At 40.2% G+C, this 16,103-nt stretch carries 15 protein-coding genes, 2 tRNA genes, 1 rRNA gene and 2 pseudogenes; 16 read left to right on the plus strand and 4 right to left on the minus strand.

The window, feature by feature from the left end; translation table 11 throughout:
• From rrf to tsaD, 7 genes are all read left to right on the plus strand, one after another.
• Positions 1-77, plus strand: a 5S ribosomal RNA gene (gene rrf / locus KP78_RS18445); the annotation flags it as partial.
• A 33-nt stretch (positions 78-110) separates the two neighbouring features.
• Positions 111-184: transfer RNA gene (locus KP78_RS02820), tRNA-Met, on the plus strand.
• A 7-nt stretch (positions 185-191) separates the two neighbouring features.
• Positions 192-267, plus strand: a tRNA-Asp gene (locus KP78_RS02825).
• Positions 268-511: 244 nt separating this feature from the next.
• Positions 512-964, plus strand: a complete 453-nt coding sequence (tsaE, locus tag KP78_RS02830) for a tRNA (adenosine(37)-N6)-threonylcarbamoyltransferase complex ATPase subunit type 1 TsaE (RefSeq protein ID WP_041086154.1) — start codon at positions 512-514, stop codon at positions 962-964.
• Positions 961-1,662: a tRNA (adenosine(37)-N6)-threonylcarbamoyltransferase complex dimerization subunit type 1 TsaB gene (gene tsaB, locus KP78_RS02835; protein WP_041086156.1), complete on the plus strand. Its 702-nt coding sequence runs from the start codon at positions 961-963 to the stop codon at positions 1,660-1,662. The genes tsaE and tsaB overlap by 4 nt, the downstream gene beginning before the upstream one ends.
• Complete coding sequence (rimI, locus tag KP78_RS02840; RefSeq protein ID WP_041086158.1) at positions 1,662-2,114, plus strand: ribosomal protein S18-alanine N-acetyltransferase; 453 nt, start codon at positions 1,662-1,664, stop codon at positions 2,112-2,114. The genes tsaB and rimI overlap by 1 nt, the downstream gene beginning before the upstream one ends.
• Positions 2,111-3,124: a tRNA (adenosine(37)-N6)-threonylcarbamoyltransferase complex transferase subunit TsaD gene (gene tsaD, locus KP78_RS02845; protein WP_041086243.1), complete on the plus strand. Its 1,014-nt coding sequence runs from the start codon at positions 2,111-2,113 to the stop codon at positions 3,122-3,124. The genes rimI and tsaD overlap by 4 nt, the downstream gene beginning before the upstream one ends.
• Positions 3,125-3,470: 346 nt before the next feature.
• Here the strand turns inward: tsaD and KP78_RS02850 are convergent, their stop codons facing one another.
• On the minus strand, positions 3,471-5,408 hold the full coding sequence (locus tag KP78_RS02850; protein ID WP_041086160.1) for an ABC-F family ATP-binding cassette domain-containing protein: 1,938 nt from the start codon (positions 5,406-5,408) through the stop codon (positions 3,471-3,473).
• Between the two features lie 311 nt (positions 5,409-5,719).
• Here KP78_RS02850 and KP78_RS02855 point away from each other — a divergent pair, with 311 nt between their 5' ends.
• The 3 genes from KP78_RS02855 to tatC are packed head-to-tail and all read left to right on the plus strand — an operon-like array spanning position 5,720 to position 7,427.
• The gene (locus KP78_RS02855) at positions 5,720-6,397 is read left to right on the plus strand and encodes a redox-sensing transcriptional repressor Rex (protein ID WP_041086162.1); all 678 of its coding nucleotides are present in this window, start codon (positions 5,720-5,722) and stop codon (positions 6,395-6,397) included.
• Positions 6,398-6,452: 55 nt separating this feature from the next.
• On the plus strand, positions 6,453-6,632 hold the full coding sequence (tatA, locus tag KP78_RS02860) for a twin-arginine translocase TatA/TatE family subunit (protein ID WP_041086164.1): 180 nt from the start codon (positions 6,453-6,455) through the stop codon (positions 6,630-6,632).
• 18 nt (positions 6,633-6,650) lie between these two features.
• On the plus strand, positions 6,651-7,427 hold the full coding sequence (gene tatC, locus KP78_RS02865) for a twin-arginine translocase subunit TatC (protein WP_041086166.1): 777 nt from the start codon (positions 6,651-6,653) through the stop codon (positions 7,425-7,427).
• Positions 7,428-7,475: 48 nt separating this feature from the next.
• On the opposite strand, the gene KP78_RS02870 is transcribed toward tatC, so the two are convergent.
• Entirely contained in the window at positions 7,476-7,679 is a 204-nt protein-coding gene (locus KP78_RS02870; RefSeq protein ID WP_041086168.1) for a YdiK family protein, read from the minus strand.
• Positions 7,676-8,425, minus strand: coding sequence for a CPBP family intramembrane glutamic endopeptidase (locus KP78_RS02875; RefSeq protein ID WP_041086170.1), 750 nt, complete (start codon positions 8,423-8,425; stop codon positions 7,676-7,678). Before KP78_RS02875 ends, KP78_RS02870 begins: the two co-directional genes overlap by 4 nt.
• Before the next feature lie 261 nt (positions 8,426-8,686).
• Between KP78_RS02875 and groES the strand changes: the two genes are divergently transcribed.
• From groES to KP78_RS02890, 3 genes are all read left to right on the plus strand, one after another.
• Positions 8,687-8,974 carry a co-chaperone GroES gene (gene groES, locus KP78_RS02880; protein WP_041086172.1) on the plus strand — a complete coding sequence of 96 codons (288 nt, stop codon included), beginning with the start codon at positions 8,687-8,689 and terminating at the stop codon, positions 8,972-8,974.
• Positions 8,975-9,056: 82 nt separating this feature from the next.
• Positions 9,057-10,685, plus strand: a complete 1,629-nt coding sequence (gene groL, locus KP78_RS02885) for a chaperonin GroEL (RefSeq protein WP_041086174.1) — start codon at positions 9,057-9,059, stop codon at positions 10,683-10,685.
• Positions 10,686-11,172: 487 nt separating this feature from the next.
• Positions 11,173-11,997, plus strand: a complete 825-nt coding sequence (locus KP78_RS02890; RefSeq protein WP_041086176.1) for an STAS domain-containing protein — start codon at positions 11,173-11,175, stop codon at positions 11,995-11,997.
• Between the two features lie 165 nt (positions 11,998-12,162).
• On the opposite strand, the pseudogene KP78_RS02895 reads toward KP78_RS02890, so the two are convergent.
• A pseudogene (locus KP78_RS02895) lies at positions 12,163-13,206 on the minus strand (IS256 family transposase).
• 167 nt (positions 13,207-13,373) lie between these two features.
• Between KP78_RS02895 and KP78_RS02900 the strand changes: the two are divergent.
• The 3 genes and pseudogenes from KP78_RS02900 (at position 13,374) to KP78_RS18925 (ending at position 15,918) form a co-directional block, all read left to right on the plus strand.
• Positions 13,374-15,014: a sensor domain-containing diguanylate cyclase gene (locus KP78_RS02900; protein WP_041086178.1), complete on the plus strand. Its 1,641-nt coding sequence runs from the start codon at positions 13,374-13,376 to the stop codon at positions 15,012-15,014.
• A gap of 160 nt (positions 15,015-15,174) precedes the next feature.
• Positions 15,175-15,459, plus strand: coding sequence for a hypothetical protein (locus tag KP78_RS02905; RefSeq protein ID WP_041086180.1), 285 nt, complete (start codon positions 15,175-15,177; stop codon positions 15,457-15,459).
• A 123-nt stretch (positions 15,460-15,582) separates the two neighbouring features.
• Positions 15,583-15,918: pseudogene (locus KP78_RS18925) on the plus strand (L,D-transpeptidase).
• Positions 15,919-16,103: the final 185 nt, after the last annotated feature.

Here is a 16,103-nt window from a genome sequence, read left to right on the forward strand (position 1 = left end):
CCGAACACGGAAGTTAAGCTCTTCAGCGCCGATGGTAGTTGGGGGTTTCCCCCTGTGAGAGTAGGACGTCGCTAGGCGGTATTTTAAAAATAAACTTTATATATTATTGTCGCGGGGTGGAGCAGTTCGGTAGCTCGTCGGGCTCATAACCCGAAGGTCGCAGGTTCAAATCCTGCCCCCGCAATTACCAAGGTCCCGTGGTGTAGCGGTTAACATGCCTGCCTGTCACGCAGGAGATCGCCGGTTCGATCCCGGTCGGGACCGCCATTTCCATGATAACGATCATGGTTATTTTTTTTGTCCAAAATTCATATAAAGCAGTCTAATAAACGGATCAAATTCTACAAGATCATATAGATGAAGTGAAAGCTCTTTGCCTTTCCTTAAAAATCATGTACACTTACATATAGAAAAGTCCAAGACTGACTCCGTGTGGGTGAGTCTTTTTTGTTGGAGGGCTCTGTTCCCCCACATAACATGGCTAAAGAATTTTAATGAAGGAGTTAATAAGATGGTCTATGAATGGATATCCCATCATCCTGATGAGACAGCAGCAAAGGCGGAGCAACTCGGTGAATTGTTGGGATCAGGAGATGTGTTGACGCTTGAAGGAGACTTAGGTGCTGGTAAAACGACGTTTACAAAGGGTCTTGCCAAAGGTCTTGGCGTCAAGCGGGTTGTTAACAGTCCAACTTTTACAATAATGAAGGAATATATGGGGCGAATTCCCCTTTATCATATGGATGTTTATCGTCTAGGTGAAGAGTGGGAGGACCTCGGTTTTGATGAATACTTTGAAGGAGAAGGTGTTACCATCGTAGAATGGGCTCACCTTATTCAAGAACAATTGCCGGAAGAACGATTAGAAATTTCAATTTACCATTTGAATGAATGGGAAAGAAAAATTTTTTTTACACCATATGGTCATAAGTACGAGCAATTATGTAAGGAGATTTTGGCATGAATGTATTAGCAATCGATACATCAAATTATCCACTTTCAGTCGCTGTTATCAATGAACAGGAAATAGTAGCAGAAGTGATAATTAATATAAAGAAGAACCATTCTATTCGTGCAATGCCTGCGGTGGAATCAATCTTAAAGGAAATTAATATGACTCCTGCTGACATTGATCGAGTTGTCGTAGCGAAGGGTCCTGGATCATATACAGGCGTTCGAATCGGGGTAACTATGGCTAAAACACTCGCGTGGACGTTAAATATCCCTATAGTAGGCGTATCCAGCTTGGCGGCATTAACAGGACCTGGCAGGCATTTTGAAGGGGCAGTTTGCCCAGTTTTTGATGCAAGAAGAGGACAAGCCTATACAGCTCTGTATGAGTATAGAGAAAACGTATTAACGACAGTGAAAGAGGATACGAATATATTAATGTCTGAGTGGTTAGATGAGCTTGCAAATATGAATAAAAAAATCTTGTTTGTAGGACAGGATGTTTCAGTATTCTGGGATTCCATTGAAGAAAAGCTTGGTGACCGGGCAATACGCTCAAGTATAACCGAAAATTATCCGAGAGCTTCTGAAATCGGATTGTTAGGGATGAATGCAGAACCGGAAAATGTCCATGATTTTGTTCCTAATTATATTCGCCTGGCTGAGGCTGAGGCAAAATGGCTTGAACGTCAGCAGTCAGGTGATGAATAATGAGTGAAGGGCTAACATTTCGGTGGATGACAATGGATGACATTGATGCGGTAATGTCAGTAGAAGAACAGTCGTTTTCCTCTCCTTGGAAAAGGGTAGCATTTGAGAATGAATTGACGATCAATGAGTTTGCGAAGTACCTGTTATTGGAGTGGGAAGGTGAAATCGTTGGTTACTGTGGAATGTGGTTAATAGTAGATGAGGCTCATATTACAAATGTAGCGATACTGCCAAACTACAGAGGGAAAAAACTTGGTGAGGCACTGATGAGGCAGATCATGATGATCGCGACCGCTTCAGGTGCGAAAAGTATGACGCTTGAAGTGCGAGTCAGCAATTTAATAGCACAATCCCTTTATCGCAAGCTTGGCTTTCACAATGGTGGAATTCGAAAGCAGTACTATTCAGATAATCAGGAGGATGCTTTAGTCATGTGGGTGAATTTAAAATGACAAAGGACATAATTATATTGGGAATTGAAACAAGCTGCGATGAAACAGCAGCAGCAGTGATCCGTAATGGGACTGAAATTCTGTCAAACGTAGTGGCTTCGCAAATTGAAAGTCATAAGCGATTCGGCGGGGTCGTGCCAGAAATCGCTTCTCGCCACCATGTTGAAGAAGTGACGATTGTTTTAGAAGAAGCACTTAAAAAAGCAGATCTTACGATTAAAGATATTGATGCGATTGCTGTAACGGAAGGACCAGGCTTAGTGGGTGCTTTGTTAATAGGGGTGAATGCAGCAAAAGCCGTTGCATTTGCACACGGTATTCCGTTAATAGGTGTTCATCATATTGCAGGTCATATTTATGCTAATAGACTAATGGCTGAGATGAAATTCCCTCTGTTGTCTCTTGTCGTATCAGGAGGACATACCGAGCTTGTATATATGAAAGAACATGGCATATTTGATGTAATCGGCGAAACGAGAGATGATGCTGCAGGCGAGGCATATGATAAAGTAGCGCGTACACTGGGTCTGCCATATCCAGGAGGTCCGCATATTGATCGCTTAGCACATGAAGGCGAGACAACCATTGATTTACCACGTGCATGGCTTGAAGAGGGATCATATGATTTTAGCTTTAGTGGATTAAAGTCAGCGGTTATTAACACCCTTCATAATGCGGAGCAGCGTGGAGAGGAAATTAAAGCAATGGATCTAGCAGCAAGTTTTCAAGCTAGTGTTGTAGAAGTACTTGTGACTAAAACGATTCGTGCTGTAGAGGAGTACGGGGTTAAGCAGGTTCTTCTTGCTGGTGGAGTTGCAGCAAATAAAGGGTTACGATATGCACTCACACAGGCCTTTGACCAAATTAAAGATGTAGAATTAATTATTCCACCGCTGCATCTATGTACAGATAATGCAGCAATGATTGGTGCTGCCGGAACAGTATTATTTGAGAAAAATCGTTTTGCTGGATATGATTTGAATGCGAACCCTGGACTAGAATTGCGGTAAACACGAAAGCATGCTCGATTCAAGGGCATGTTTTTTTGTGGATAAATAGTTTTGAATTGCAAGAACATTTGTACTTGTTCACAATCTGTGGATAACATGTGCATAATGTTATTTTGACTGTGTAAAAAAACTGTAAAGTACGGTGTGTCATTTTATGTGGATAATGTGTATAACTATATATATTTCTGTGGATAATGTGGAAAAGTATTAGAAGAGACGGTATGAAGCTGTGCTTATTGTGTATAAGTCTGTGGATTGTAATCGAATTGTTATGCTAATTTCACGAAAAATACATATTATTTCCATAACAAAAAAAAGATGGACTTATGCCATCTTTCTTTTTTTGTTATGACTCCAGTTCTTCTTCAAGCTCCGCCCATTCTTCCATTAGCAAGTCCATCTCTGCTTTTGCTAGTTCGATTGCTTCATTGCATGTCATTAAGCGCTCATGATCTTGGAAGATTTCAGGATTAGAGAGCTGGTTTTCGTTCTCAAGAATTTGTTCTTCAAGCTCTGAAATTTTCAGTTCAATTTCTTCAAGTCTTCTTCGCTTTTGACGTTCTTTTCTCTTTGATTCTTTGTCGAGCTGAAAGCTATTCTTATCTGATTGAGCATCTTTTACTAGAGCGGCAGCTGGCATATTTTCTTGTTCATAAGCAGCGAGATCAGCTTCTTCTTGTTTCTTTTCTAAATAATAATCGTAGTCTCCTAAAAATTCAGTGGACCCCTCTGAGGACATCTCGAAAATTTTGGTTGCAATACGATTAATAAAATAGCGGTCATGGGATACAAATAAAATGGTTCCAGGATAATCCATCAGTGCATTTTCTAATATTTCCTTGCTATCAAGGTCAAGATGGTTCGTAGGCTCATCTAAAATCAAGAAATTCGATTGCTGCATCATGAGCTTTGCTAGAGCGAGCCTCGCCTTTTCGCCACCGCTCAGTGTGGATACGGGCTTTAACACATCATCACCTGAAAAGAGAAAATTCCCCAGTATCGTACGAATATCCTTTTCGTTTTTCGATGGATAATCGTCCCAAAGCTCATTTAAAGCTGTCTTATGTGAATGCAGCTCCGCTTGCTCTTGATCATAATAGCCAATACTAACATTTGAGCCATAGCGGATATTTCCGGCAAGCGGGGAAAGCTTTTTGACAATGGTCTTTAACAGTGTTGATTTGCCGACGCCATTTGGACCAATTAATGCAATGCTATCCTGCCTAGAGACGGATGCTTGCAAATTACGTGAGACTGGCTCAGTGTAGCCGATAGAGAGACCCTCAAGCTTTAACACGTCATTTCCACTTTGACGTTCAATGTGGAATGAAAAGCTTGCTGATTTCTCCTCTCCTCCAGGGCGGTCCATTCGCTCCATGCGTTCCAGCTTTTTTCGACGGCTTTGAGCCTGCTTAGTTGTGGAGGCCCGAACGAGATTACGCGCAATAAAATCCTCTATTTTTGCTATTTCTTCTTGCTGTTTACCGAATTCTTTCATTTCACGCTCATAGTTTAACGCTTTTTGGTCAAGATAGTTGCTGTAATTCCCTAAATACTTTCTCGAGCGATGTCTTGAGATTTCAACTACTTGATTTACGACCTTGTCGAGAAAATAGCGGTCATGGGAAACGATTAAGATCGCACCTGGATAGCCTTGTAAATATTGCTCAAGCCACGACAAAGTTTCAATGTCCAAATGGTTAGTCGGCTCATCAAGGATCATAATATCTGGCTTTGTCAGCAGAAGCTTACCAAGCGCTAGACGTGTCTTTTGTCCCCCGCTTAATGTGGAGATAGGGGTATCATGATCAAACTGCTGAAATCGTAGTCCATGAAGAACCGAGCGAATATCAGCTTCGAACTGATAGCCACCCTGTTCTTTAAAGGTTACCTGCAATTCATCATACTCCCTCATTAAACGCTCATAACGTTCAGGATCTTCATAGATTGCAGGATCTGCCATCAATTGTTCACTCTCACGTAAATTCTTTTCCATTTGACGCAGATGATCAAATACCTGGAGCATTTCTTCCCAAATTGAAAGCGCGGATTCCAGCCCGCTATGCTGCTCTAAATACCCAATGGAAACTTCCTTTGGCTTAATGATTTCTCCTTGATCATAAGAGAGCTGTCCGGCAATCATCTTTAATAACGTTGATTTACCGGCTCCATTACGTCCTACTAAAGCAATACGGTCCTTTGTTTGAACTTCAAGCTTAATATTTGAAAGGATCTCCTCTGCACCAAAGGCTTTAGAGAGCTGATTAACTTGTAATAAAATCATGATTTGTCACCTCAGTTTTCTCCCTTTAGTGTATCGTAATATAGAAGGGAGTGGCAATAAGCTGGATTTGTGAAAAGTGTTGCAAACTTAACACTTTACCCAGAAAATAGTGTATGATGGGGAAGGATAGATTTATTTAATTGGATAACCTGAATTAACCTAGGGGGATCGGATTAAATCAGGTCATTTCGAGAGTTGTGATTTGGAAGCGCTAACAGTTTAATTCAGTTGATTTTGCTTAAATAGTACCTAGAAAGACCTATAGAGTAAGATTTAGGTCATGTCATGAATGGATGTAGGGGGAGATAGTCATGAGTCAGGACAACATGAAAATACCGCAGGCGACTGCCAAGCGGCTGCCGTTATATTATCGTTTTTTAAAAAATCTTCACTCCTCGGGGAAACAGCGAGTATCCTCAAAAGAATTAAGTGAGGCCGTGAAGGTCGATTCAGCAACAATTCGTCGTGATTTTTCTTATTTTGGGGCATTGGGGAAAAAAGGATATGGTTACAATGTAAACTATCTCTTAACATTTTTCCGCAAAACCCTTGATCAGGATGAAACGACAAAAGTTATTTTGATTGGAGTAGGGAACTTAGGCACCGCTTTCCTTCATTACAATTTTTTGAAGAACAATAATACCAAAATCGAAATGGCATTCGATGCTGATCCGAAAAAGGCTGGTCAGTCCATTGGAGAGGTTCCCATTTATTCAATGGATGATTTAGAGCTGAAAGTGAAAGAGAGTGAAATTGAGGTCGCCATTTTAACTGTGCCGGCGGGTCCAGCTCAAGCCATTACAGATCGACTGGTGGACTTAAAAATTAAAGGGATTCTGAATTTTACTCCTGCACGATTAAACGTTCCTGATCGAGTACGAATTCATCATATTGATTTGGCAGTAGAGCTGCAGTCGCTCATTTATTTCTTAAAACACTATTCAGATAGTGACGTAGAACCGTCACAATTGGAAGACATATTGGAATAGCAAAATGAAGTTAAATGATTTATGATATAGGGAAGAAAGAGGAGGTGCAATCATCATGCCAGGTCCAGGAAGCCTCATAATTATCGCTATTGTCGCCCTATTGATTTTTGGTCCGAAGAAATTGCCAGAACTAGGCAAAGCTGCTGGAAGCACTCTTCGCGAATTCAAGGACGCAACCAAAGGGTTAGCAGATGACGATGACGACAACGACAAAAAAGAAGAAAAGAAGCAGTAAAAACGGGATGGTGGTCATATGAATCAGAAAGATATGACCGTCTATGATCATATAAATGAAATAAGAAAACGACTTCTCATTGTAGTCGTTTTCTTTGTTATTGCAGTAGCGGTCGGCTTTTTCCTAGCAGAGCCTTTAATAAAGATTTTGCAGCAATCGGATGAAGCGAAAGAACTAACGCTTAATGCATTTAAGATGACAGATCCTTTAAAGATTTATTTCCAAGTCATCTTTTTCATTGCCTTTATCATGACGGCCCCATTAATATTATTTCAGCTTTGGGCTTTTGTAAGCCCAGGATTATCTGAAAAAGAGCGGCGTGTTACGCTAAGCTATATTCCGGCTTCCGTATTCTTGTTTTTAGCTGGGTTAGCGTTTTCTTATTTTATTTTGTTTCCTTTTATTGTTCAATTTATGATGAATTTATCTAATAATCTTGATGTTCAGCAGGTTATTGGGATCAATGAATATTTCCAATTTTTATTTCAGACTACAGTCCCATTTGGTTTCTTGTTTCAACTTCCAGTCATTATGTTATTTATTACAAGACTTGGAATTGTTACGCCGATGTTTTTAGCACAAATACGTAAATACGCTTATTTTGTCCTAATTGTGATCGCGGCTTTTGTAACACCGCCGGATATTGTTTCCCATCTGCTTGTATCTGTTCCTTTATTGATTTTATATGAAATCAGCCTTTGGATTGCAAAAATCGGTTACCGAAAAACACTTGAAGCAGAGCGGTTGCAGCGTCAAGAGGAAGAAAAAGAAAAAAATAGTCATTTGGATGAATAATTTTTTATTTCCAGCATAAAATAAAAAGTAGCGGGCGAAAATCGCCGGCTACTTTTTTTCTTTTAGCTGCTTTTTAATTTTAAAGTGGATTCCGATTAATCGGATCCCTGATCCAATATCAAATGTTGCTAGGAGAATAAGGAGGTAAGCCCAGAAGCCCCAGCCGGATGTATTCACGCTTTGAATAGCAAAGAAGGTGAATAGTATCCCTAGTACAATATAAAAGCCGCCATACATTAAAGGCGATCTCATGTTAAACCTCCTAACCATGACCATAGCCATATAAAGACTGCGGCGTTCTCTTCAATAAATTGTTGAAGCTGCTCAGCAAACACAAATTGGGTAAGCACCACGATGGTGTTCATCGCAATATGCGCAATAATCGGCACAATGATTCTTTTCGTCATGACATATAAGAATGCAAAGGCAAATCCCATCGCTGTATAGATCAATAGATGCTCGAAGTCCATGTGGATGACGGCAAAAATGACTGAGCTCAGAAGTGCAGAGATGAAGAAGTTAAATTTGCGATAGAGCGATCCGAAAATAATGCCTCTAAAGACAATCTCTTCTAAAATCGGACCGAAAATGGCAATGGAAAAAGCGGCAATCGGTGCATAGGAGAGAAGATCAATGATCTGTGCCGTGTTTTCAGAGCCTGCTTCAATCCCGATTAATGATTCGATCGATGCAGCAATGGCCTGACTAAAGAAGGCGATAAAAATCCCTGCAAAAGCCCATACACCTACCATAATAGGTTCAGAGGGCTGACCTGGAAGGGTGAGGATACCTTTTTTCTTTTGCAGAAGCAGAAGCGTCACAATCAAGTTCACGGCAAAGCTAATAAAAATCCAGTAGCCAATCGCTATATTTTCCATTATAGCCGGTTCGGTATCCGTCGTTGAATTTCCGATGAAAAAGATGAGCATGGGTCCAACGAGTCCGGACAGCTGCATGACCACATAAGCGATGATAATGTAAAGATACGTTCGATTCACGCAAGTGTGCTCCTTCTAATGATGTGATTTGTCTTCAAGGAACGAAACGAAATACTCGAGTCGATCGTGTTTATTTTACTAATAAACGACCCTCCCATCAAATTAAATCCCTTAGAAATAAAGATGGAGAAAATAAACAAAAAAATTCTGCTTCTCACTTGCAAATAACCCAATGATTTATTATTATAATAATTGTGTTAGCACTCATCGTGTTTGAGTGCTAACAATGTGATTACATACTATTTGAGGAGGTTGTTTCACTTGTTAAAACCATTAGGTGATCGCGTAGTGATTGAGTTGGTTGAATCGGAAGAAAAAACATCAAGCGGAATCGTCCTGCCAGACAGCGCTAAAGAAAAGCCGCAGGAAGGCAAAGTTATTGCAGTCGGTACAGGCCGCGTACTTGAGAACGGCGAACGTGTAGAGCTTGAAGTATCTGTTGATGATCGTATTATCTTCTCTAAATACGCTGGTACAGAAGTGAAATACCAAGGAAATGAATATTTAATCCTTCGCGAAAGCGATATTTTGGCAATTTTAGGCGAATAATCAAGCGTCTCGTATAGATTTGATTCAATCAAGCAAAAACGCAAAGTAAATACTCAATGAAATTACAGGAGGTTTTACTAACATGGCAAAAGAAATTAAATTTAGTGAAGAAGCCCGCCGCGCGATGCTTCGTGGTGTTGACCAGCTGGCAAACACAGTAAAGGTTACACTTGGACCAAAAGGACGTAATGTTGTTCTTGAGAAAAAATTTGGTTCTCCACTCATTACAAATGATGGTGTAACGATTGCAAAAGAAATCGAGCTTGAAGATGCATTCGAAAACATGGGTGCAAAGCTTGTTGCTGAAGTAGCAAGCAAAACAAACGAAATCGCTGGTGATGGTACAACAACTGCAACGGTTTTAGCACAAGCCATGATCCGTGAAGGCTTGAAAAACGTAACAGCAGGAGCAAACCCTGTAGGCGTTCGCAAAGGAATTGAAAAAGCGGTTCTAGCAGCGGTTGAAGAGCTAAAAGCGATTTCTAAACCAATCGAAAACAAAGAGTCTATCGCACAGGTTGCGGCAATCTCTTCTGCTGACGAGGAAGTTGGGCAGCTTATTGCTGAAGCAATGGAGCGCGTTGGCAACGACGGCGTTATCACAATCGAAGAATCTAAAGGATTTACAACAGAGCTTGACGTAGTAGAAGGTATGCAATTTGACCGCGGCTACGCTTCTCCGTACATGGTAACGGACTCCGACAAAATGGAAGCAGTCCTTGAAAATCCTTATATCCTTATTACTGACAAAAAAATCGGCAACATCCAAGAAATCCTTCCAGTACTTGAGCAAGTGGTTCAACAAGGTAAGCCATTGTTAATCGTTGCTGAAGACGTTGAAGGTGAAGCACTTGCTACAATCGTAGTAAACAAACTTCGCGGTACATTCAATGCTGTAGCTGTAAAAGCACCAGGCTTCGGTGACCGCCGTAAAGCGATGCTTGAAGACCTTGCGATCCTAACTGGCGGAGAAGTGATTACAGAGGAACTAGGCCTTGACCTGAAATCTGCAAACATTTCTCAGCTTGGACGTGCAGCGAAAGTTGTTGTGACAAAAGAAAACACAACAATCGTTGAAGGAACTGGCGAAGCAGACAAAATTGCGGCTCGCGTAAACCAAATCCGTGCACAAGCAGAAGAATCTACTTCTGAATTCGACAAAGAAAAACTGCAAGAGCGCCTAGCGAAGCTTGCTGGCGGTGTAGCGGTAATCAAAGTCGGTGCAGCAACTGAAACAGAACTAAAAGAGCGCAAACTTCGCATTGAAGACGCTTTGAATTCAACTCGTGCAGCAGTTGAAGAAGGTATCGTATCCGGTGGTGGTACGGCACTTGTGAACGTCTACAATAAAGTAGCGGCGATCGAAGCAGAAGGCGACGTAGCAACTGGTATCAAAATCGTTCTGCGTGCTCTTGAAGAGCCAATCCGCCAAATCGCTCACAATGCTGGTCTTGAAGGATCAATCATCGTTGAGCGTCTGAAAAAAGAAGAAGTTGGCGTAGGCTTCAACGCAGCAAACGGCCAGTGGGTTAACATGATCGAGCAAGGGATCGTAGACCCAACAAAAGTAACTCGTTCTGCACTGCAAAATGCAGCATCCGTAGCAGCGATGTTCCTAACAACTGAAGCAGTTGTAGCAGACATCCCTGAAGAGGCTGGCGGCGGCATGCCTGACATGGGCGGCATGGGTGGAATGGGCGGCATGATGTAATATCATCCCCCGAAAAAGCGACAAACCTTGATTTATCAGGGTTTGTCGCTTTTTTATTTGTTTTTGATTTTGAAAAACTCATAACAGTTAATATTTAAATGAAATTTTTAATGTGTTATTAAGTTGTAGCTTTAAAACAGAGATGTACCGTTTTGAAAAAATTCAACCGTTTTATTGCACAGTATAGACGTACTGTTGAGTAACAATTTGGGTTGTTATACTTTTAATATTTAACCTTAGCTAAACAATGTTGTTGGTAATTTATCAAAAGATAAAAGAAAAAGAGGTGCGATTTCTTTGCCCTTTGCTTTATCCCTTCTTTAACTTAAGCATCTCATTAGTTGAAGAACAAAAGGCAGTTAAACATTAATAACACACTCCATAAGGTAAAATCTATCGAGATATGAAATGTTAATTTTCTTAGTAATGTGATTTAATAAAAATTAGCAATAGTTTTTTGAAAGCACCTTTAAAGGGGGAAGGCAAAATGGACAAAGAATTTGATTATTCAGTTAAATTACAAGAATTTCTCGAAAAAAACAGCCAGAAGTTTGAAGAGAAGTTATTGTTAGAGGCTGTCAATGTAAGAGACAAAATTGATGAAATTCTATCCGTTGGCAATATTAACCTTGTTGCGAATGCTCATAAGCTGGTTGTTTATATTATTGACAGACAAGAAAAAGAACTTCAGCTGTTTGCAAAACAGGAAGGGATAGCATGGGCAACCCATTCCATTGACCTGTCCTTCAAATTAGAGTGGGTGCAGGCCATCCGCAGGACGATATGGAATTTTATAGAACAGTATAACGACTTAACAGGTGAACAGGTAACGTCGAATTTTTTTCATTTGGAGAAAGAAATTAATAACCAAGTTGATGCGTTTCTAAATGCCTTTTTTATCAGTTACTCTACATATAAGGATTCTCTAATTAAAGCCCATAGAAAGCTGGTTGAAAATCTATCGGTTCCTATTATTCCAATTAATACCTCTGTTTGTATCCTGCCTGTGATTGGTTCGGTTGATACGTTTCGAACATCTATCCTTGAGGAAAAGGTTTTAACCGAAATTGGAGTATCACGTATTCAAACCCTGATCATGGATTTATCAGGAATCGCAGATATGGAACCTCGGGTCATTGATCATTTAACGAAAATTATTGATGGTGCTTCCATGATGGGATGTAATACAGTCATTACAGGATTGAGAGTAGAAGTAGTACGTAAAATGATCCATGCAGGACTCTCATTTGATCCTAATACAAAAACATTAGGCACACTGCAGCAAGCATTAAAAGAATACTTAATTAGCTAGCCGGATTCTAGACCTCCAAATATGACAAGCTGTACAAAATGGCCATACTGCTCAATCCCTGTTTAAGGGGTATTTCTTTACCTAACCTGCCCCATTAGTTTAAAAAGAAAATCAACAATGTTATTTGACAAGCTTCTCTCTTAAGTTAGTTGTAGAGAGAGGCCTTTACTCAACAATTTCGGTCAACTGATGATTGAGAATTTCACTGTAAATGTCTAAAACGATATGTGGGAACTGCTCTTTGCGCTTCGTATATTTCTTAATCTGCTTGTTAAACGATTCAATCAAATTTGTCGAGTACAGGCTTCGCCAAATGGGTTTTGGAAAGCTGTAAAACGTAAAGATGTGCGGGTTTTGAAGCAGCGCTTTCGTCACTTTCGGATAGACAGCCTTAAAGTCACCGCAGATTTCTGCCCGGTCTGTCACACGCACTTTGTGGGCAATCGTTCGGGCAAGGTGCACAAGGCATGTCTGGTACTGAGTGTCTGGATAAACGCTAAAAATACTGTCGGTGTTGCCCTTCAGGCCATCCGAAATAAACAGAAGAACTTTTTCTGTACCACGTTCTTTCAGGTCAAGAAGCAGCTCTTTCCAGAAAAAGGCAGACTTGGTTGGCGCGATGGTGTACGCCAGTACTTCCTTTGAGCCATCTTCCCGGATGCCGACAGCCAGGTAGACCGCCTCTTTCGATACGATTTCACGCTTGAGGGCATATAGTTGCATCCAGGTAAACACAGACATAGCGTGGGCTGAGCGCACGCTGCCTGAAAGCTTCGACCTGTTCAGCCATCATTTTTGTCCTATTCGAAATCGTCTGTGGTGTGTAGTGATGGACGCACATTTTCTCGATCAGATCGGAGATTTCGCTCACCGTGACGCCTTTCTGAAACATGTGGATCACAAAGGATTCCAGCGTATCATTCGTGCGCCGGTAAGGCGCCACTGTCTGTTGCTTAAACTCGCCGTTGCGGTCACGCGGAATCTTAATCTGCAGATCGCCATACTCGGTGTGCATCGACCGGGAGTAAGCGCCGTTACGGGAATTGCCCGAATTGAAGCAGGTTCTATCGTATTTCTCGTAGTCTAAAAAAGCTGTCAATTCATTCGCCAGCAGTGTGTTGATGGCTGTTTCTAAATGCGAACGGAATACTTTGGCAAATCTTGTTTTTTCACTAGAGCATTAATGATATCTGTTGTAAACTGGTTCATAGGGAAGACCTCTTTTCTGTGAATTGTCTTGTGGTGATTCAATTCTACAAGAAAAGGTCTTCCTTTTTCTATTTACTCATTTACACAAGATATTTTACGTTCTCTTTTAAGTAAGGCTGGTATAGACGATAAGAAAATGCTTCTAAGTAGAAAGGACATCAATAAATATGTCGATTAGCTTGCGTGCATGTTTTTCTGTGCTATTCGCTACTCTTATCATTATTTTAACCATATTATTGAGCATTCAAATCAGTGCTAAGTCAACGAAGATTATTGAGAATGAGATTGGGGATTCTCTTGGAGAAACTTCATTTGAATTAGCCGATAAATTGGATCATTACATGTGGTCTCGTTACAGTGAAATTAAAATTTTTAGTGGGTTAAAGGCTTTACGGGGAGAAGATATAACCGAAACGCAGATTCTCCTTGATCAATTAAAGTCTCAAATCTCTTCTTTTACATGGATAGGTGTAACAGACGAGCATGGAAATGTTCAAGCAGCAACAAATGGAATATTAGTGGGGAAGTCTATTGCAGATCGGCCAGTATATCAAGAAGCCCTCGATCACCCTTTTATTGGAGATGTTCATGAGGCTGTTCTTCTTTCTAAATTGCTGCCAAATCCAACGAATGAACCATTACAGTTTGTTGATATTAGTGTTCCTATTGTGGACGCTAAAGGTGAATTTAAAGGAGTATTAGCTTCTCATTTAAATTGGGATTGGGCAAGTGAGATAGAAGAATCTTTGAGAAGCTCGTTTCAAAAAGAGAACAAAAACCAGGAAATTTTTATCGTCAGTTCCCGTGACAACACCGTTCTCTTAGGACCAAAAGCTTTTGTTGGAAAGCCATTAAATTTAGAGAGCATAAAACGTGCCCAAGCGAAAAAAGATGGGTGGATATTAGAAGAGTGGCCAGACGGAAAGCAATATTTAACAGGTTTTTCATTAGGAGAAGGCTATAAAGACTATCCAGGCTTGGGCTGGACAATACTAGTTCGAGAGTCTGAGGAATCGGCTTTTGCTTCTGCAAAGGACCTGAAAATATATATTCTTTTGCTGGGGGCTTTTACTGCAATTATTTTTGCTGTTTTGGGGTGGTTTTTAGCAGGGATAGTGGCAAAACCATTACGCAACATATCTCGAGCAGCTGATCAGCTTTTATCAGGAAAGAGAGTAGAAATCCCTGCTTATAGAGGCATCAAAGATGTAGAGATCCTTTCTTCATCGCTAAGAAACCTTTTACATGACTTATCAAGAACAGAATCGGAACTGGGGCAGATGGCAAACCTAGCTCACCATGATAAACTAACGAGTCTGCCTAATCGAATCGGGCTAGATTTATACATCAATCAAATTTCAAAGGATACGGATCAAAGAACTGGGAACCAAACATATACGTTTTTATATTTAGATTTAGATGGATTCAAAAAGGTGAACGATAAACTTGGACATCATGCAGGTGACTTGCTGTTACAAGAGGTGGCGGGGCGACTAAAAGGGAGCTTAAAGGAATCATTTTTCTGCCGGCTTGGAGGAGACGAGTTTTTAGTTGTGCTTAATACATCACTCTGCAATCCAATTGAAGAAGGTCAACAAGCTGCCGAGAAGCTTGTTAAGCTGTTAAGAGAACCTTTTAATATTGAAAATACAAGAGTTCAAATTGGCTGTAGTGTAGGCGGGGCTATCTGGCCTTCTCATGACAAGGATATTTTTAAAGTGATCCGATTGGCTGATCAGGCACTGTATGTCTCAAAAAAAAGAGGAAAAAACCAATTTTCTTTTTATGATGTAAAGAAGGACATTTAATAAAGCTTTCATTCCTAAATGCAACATAAATAGAATTTTGCTGTATTTGAAACGCCCTGGCTTCCTTTAACAGTCGGGGCGTAAATTTATAGTATGAACGAGCTGTTGAACAAAATTTCGAAATTTCAACATAATATCATTAAAAATGGATGATATCTCAATGGATTTCCCCACAATACATACAAATTTCTGGGATGCTGTCATTGCGGTCCCTGTCGTTCTTATCCTGACGCAGTTAATCAAAATATTTTTTAAGCCTACGAAACCCTTGGTTCCCTTCATTGCATTGATCATGGGTTTACTTATTTCTGTTTTCATCAGCCACCGAGGGCATCTAGTTGCCGGTATTTTCATGGGCTGGTTTTACGGATATGCTGCAATCGGTTCTTACGCCTCATTAAAAACAAGCATTGTATCGTATTTAAAGAAAGTTCGCCGTGAATAACTTCAATGTACTGTTCATTAAGCAGTTTTACTTTCTTTTCTCATTAACTGTTCAATCAATTTCTATTAATTAACAAATGCCTGAATTACTTCATCCAATAATCAAAAAATGGAGTTGATCTTCATGGCAAGATGGATTGACGTATCAACATCACAACATCAATAAAAACTTTTTGATGGAAACAAACTTATAAAAGCTTATCCAATTGCAGTTGGGAAAATATTGTCACCAACACCTTCTGGGACATACACGATTATCAATAAACAACTTCATCCCGGCAGACCATTTGGAGTGCTTTGGATGGGATTGTCAAAACCTCATTACGGCATACGCGGAACAAATAACCCATCTTCAATTGGTAAAAATGTCTCACATGGATGTATTAGAATGTTTAATCATAATGTTCTAGAATTATCCTCTAGCGTTCAGATTGGCACTAGGGTTTCTATTCATAAATGACTCTGTTAATCTCCTCACTCTGCTACATAGTTTTGATCAACTGATGATTGAGAATTCCACTGTAAATGTCTAAAACGATTAAACTTTTTTGTGAAAGTACACTCAATCTATCGTAAAAACAGCATTTTTCAATCAATCTTTTTTCAAAACATGCTAGTTCTTTTTTGCTCATTAATCAAGAAATT

It is taken from the genome of Jeotgalibacillus soli (assembly GCF_000829435.1).
GTDB classification, from domain to species: domain Bacteria; phylum Bacillota; class Bacilli; order Bacillales; family Jeotgalibacillaceae; genus Jeotgalibacillus; species Jeotgalibacillus soli.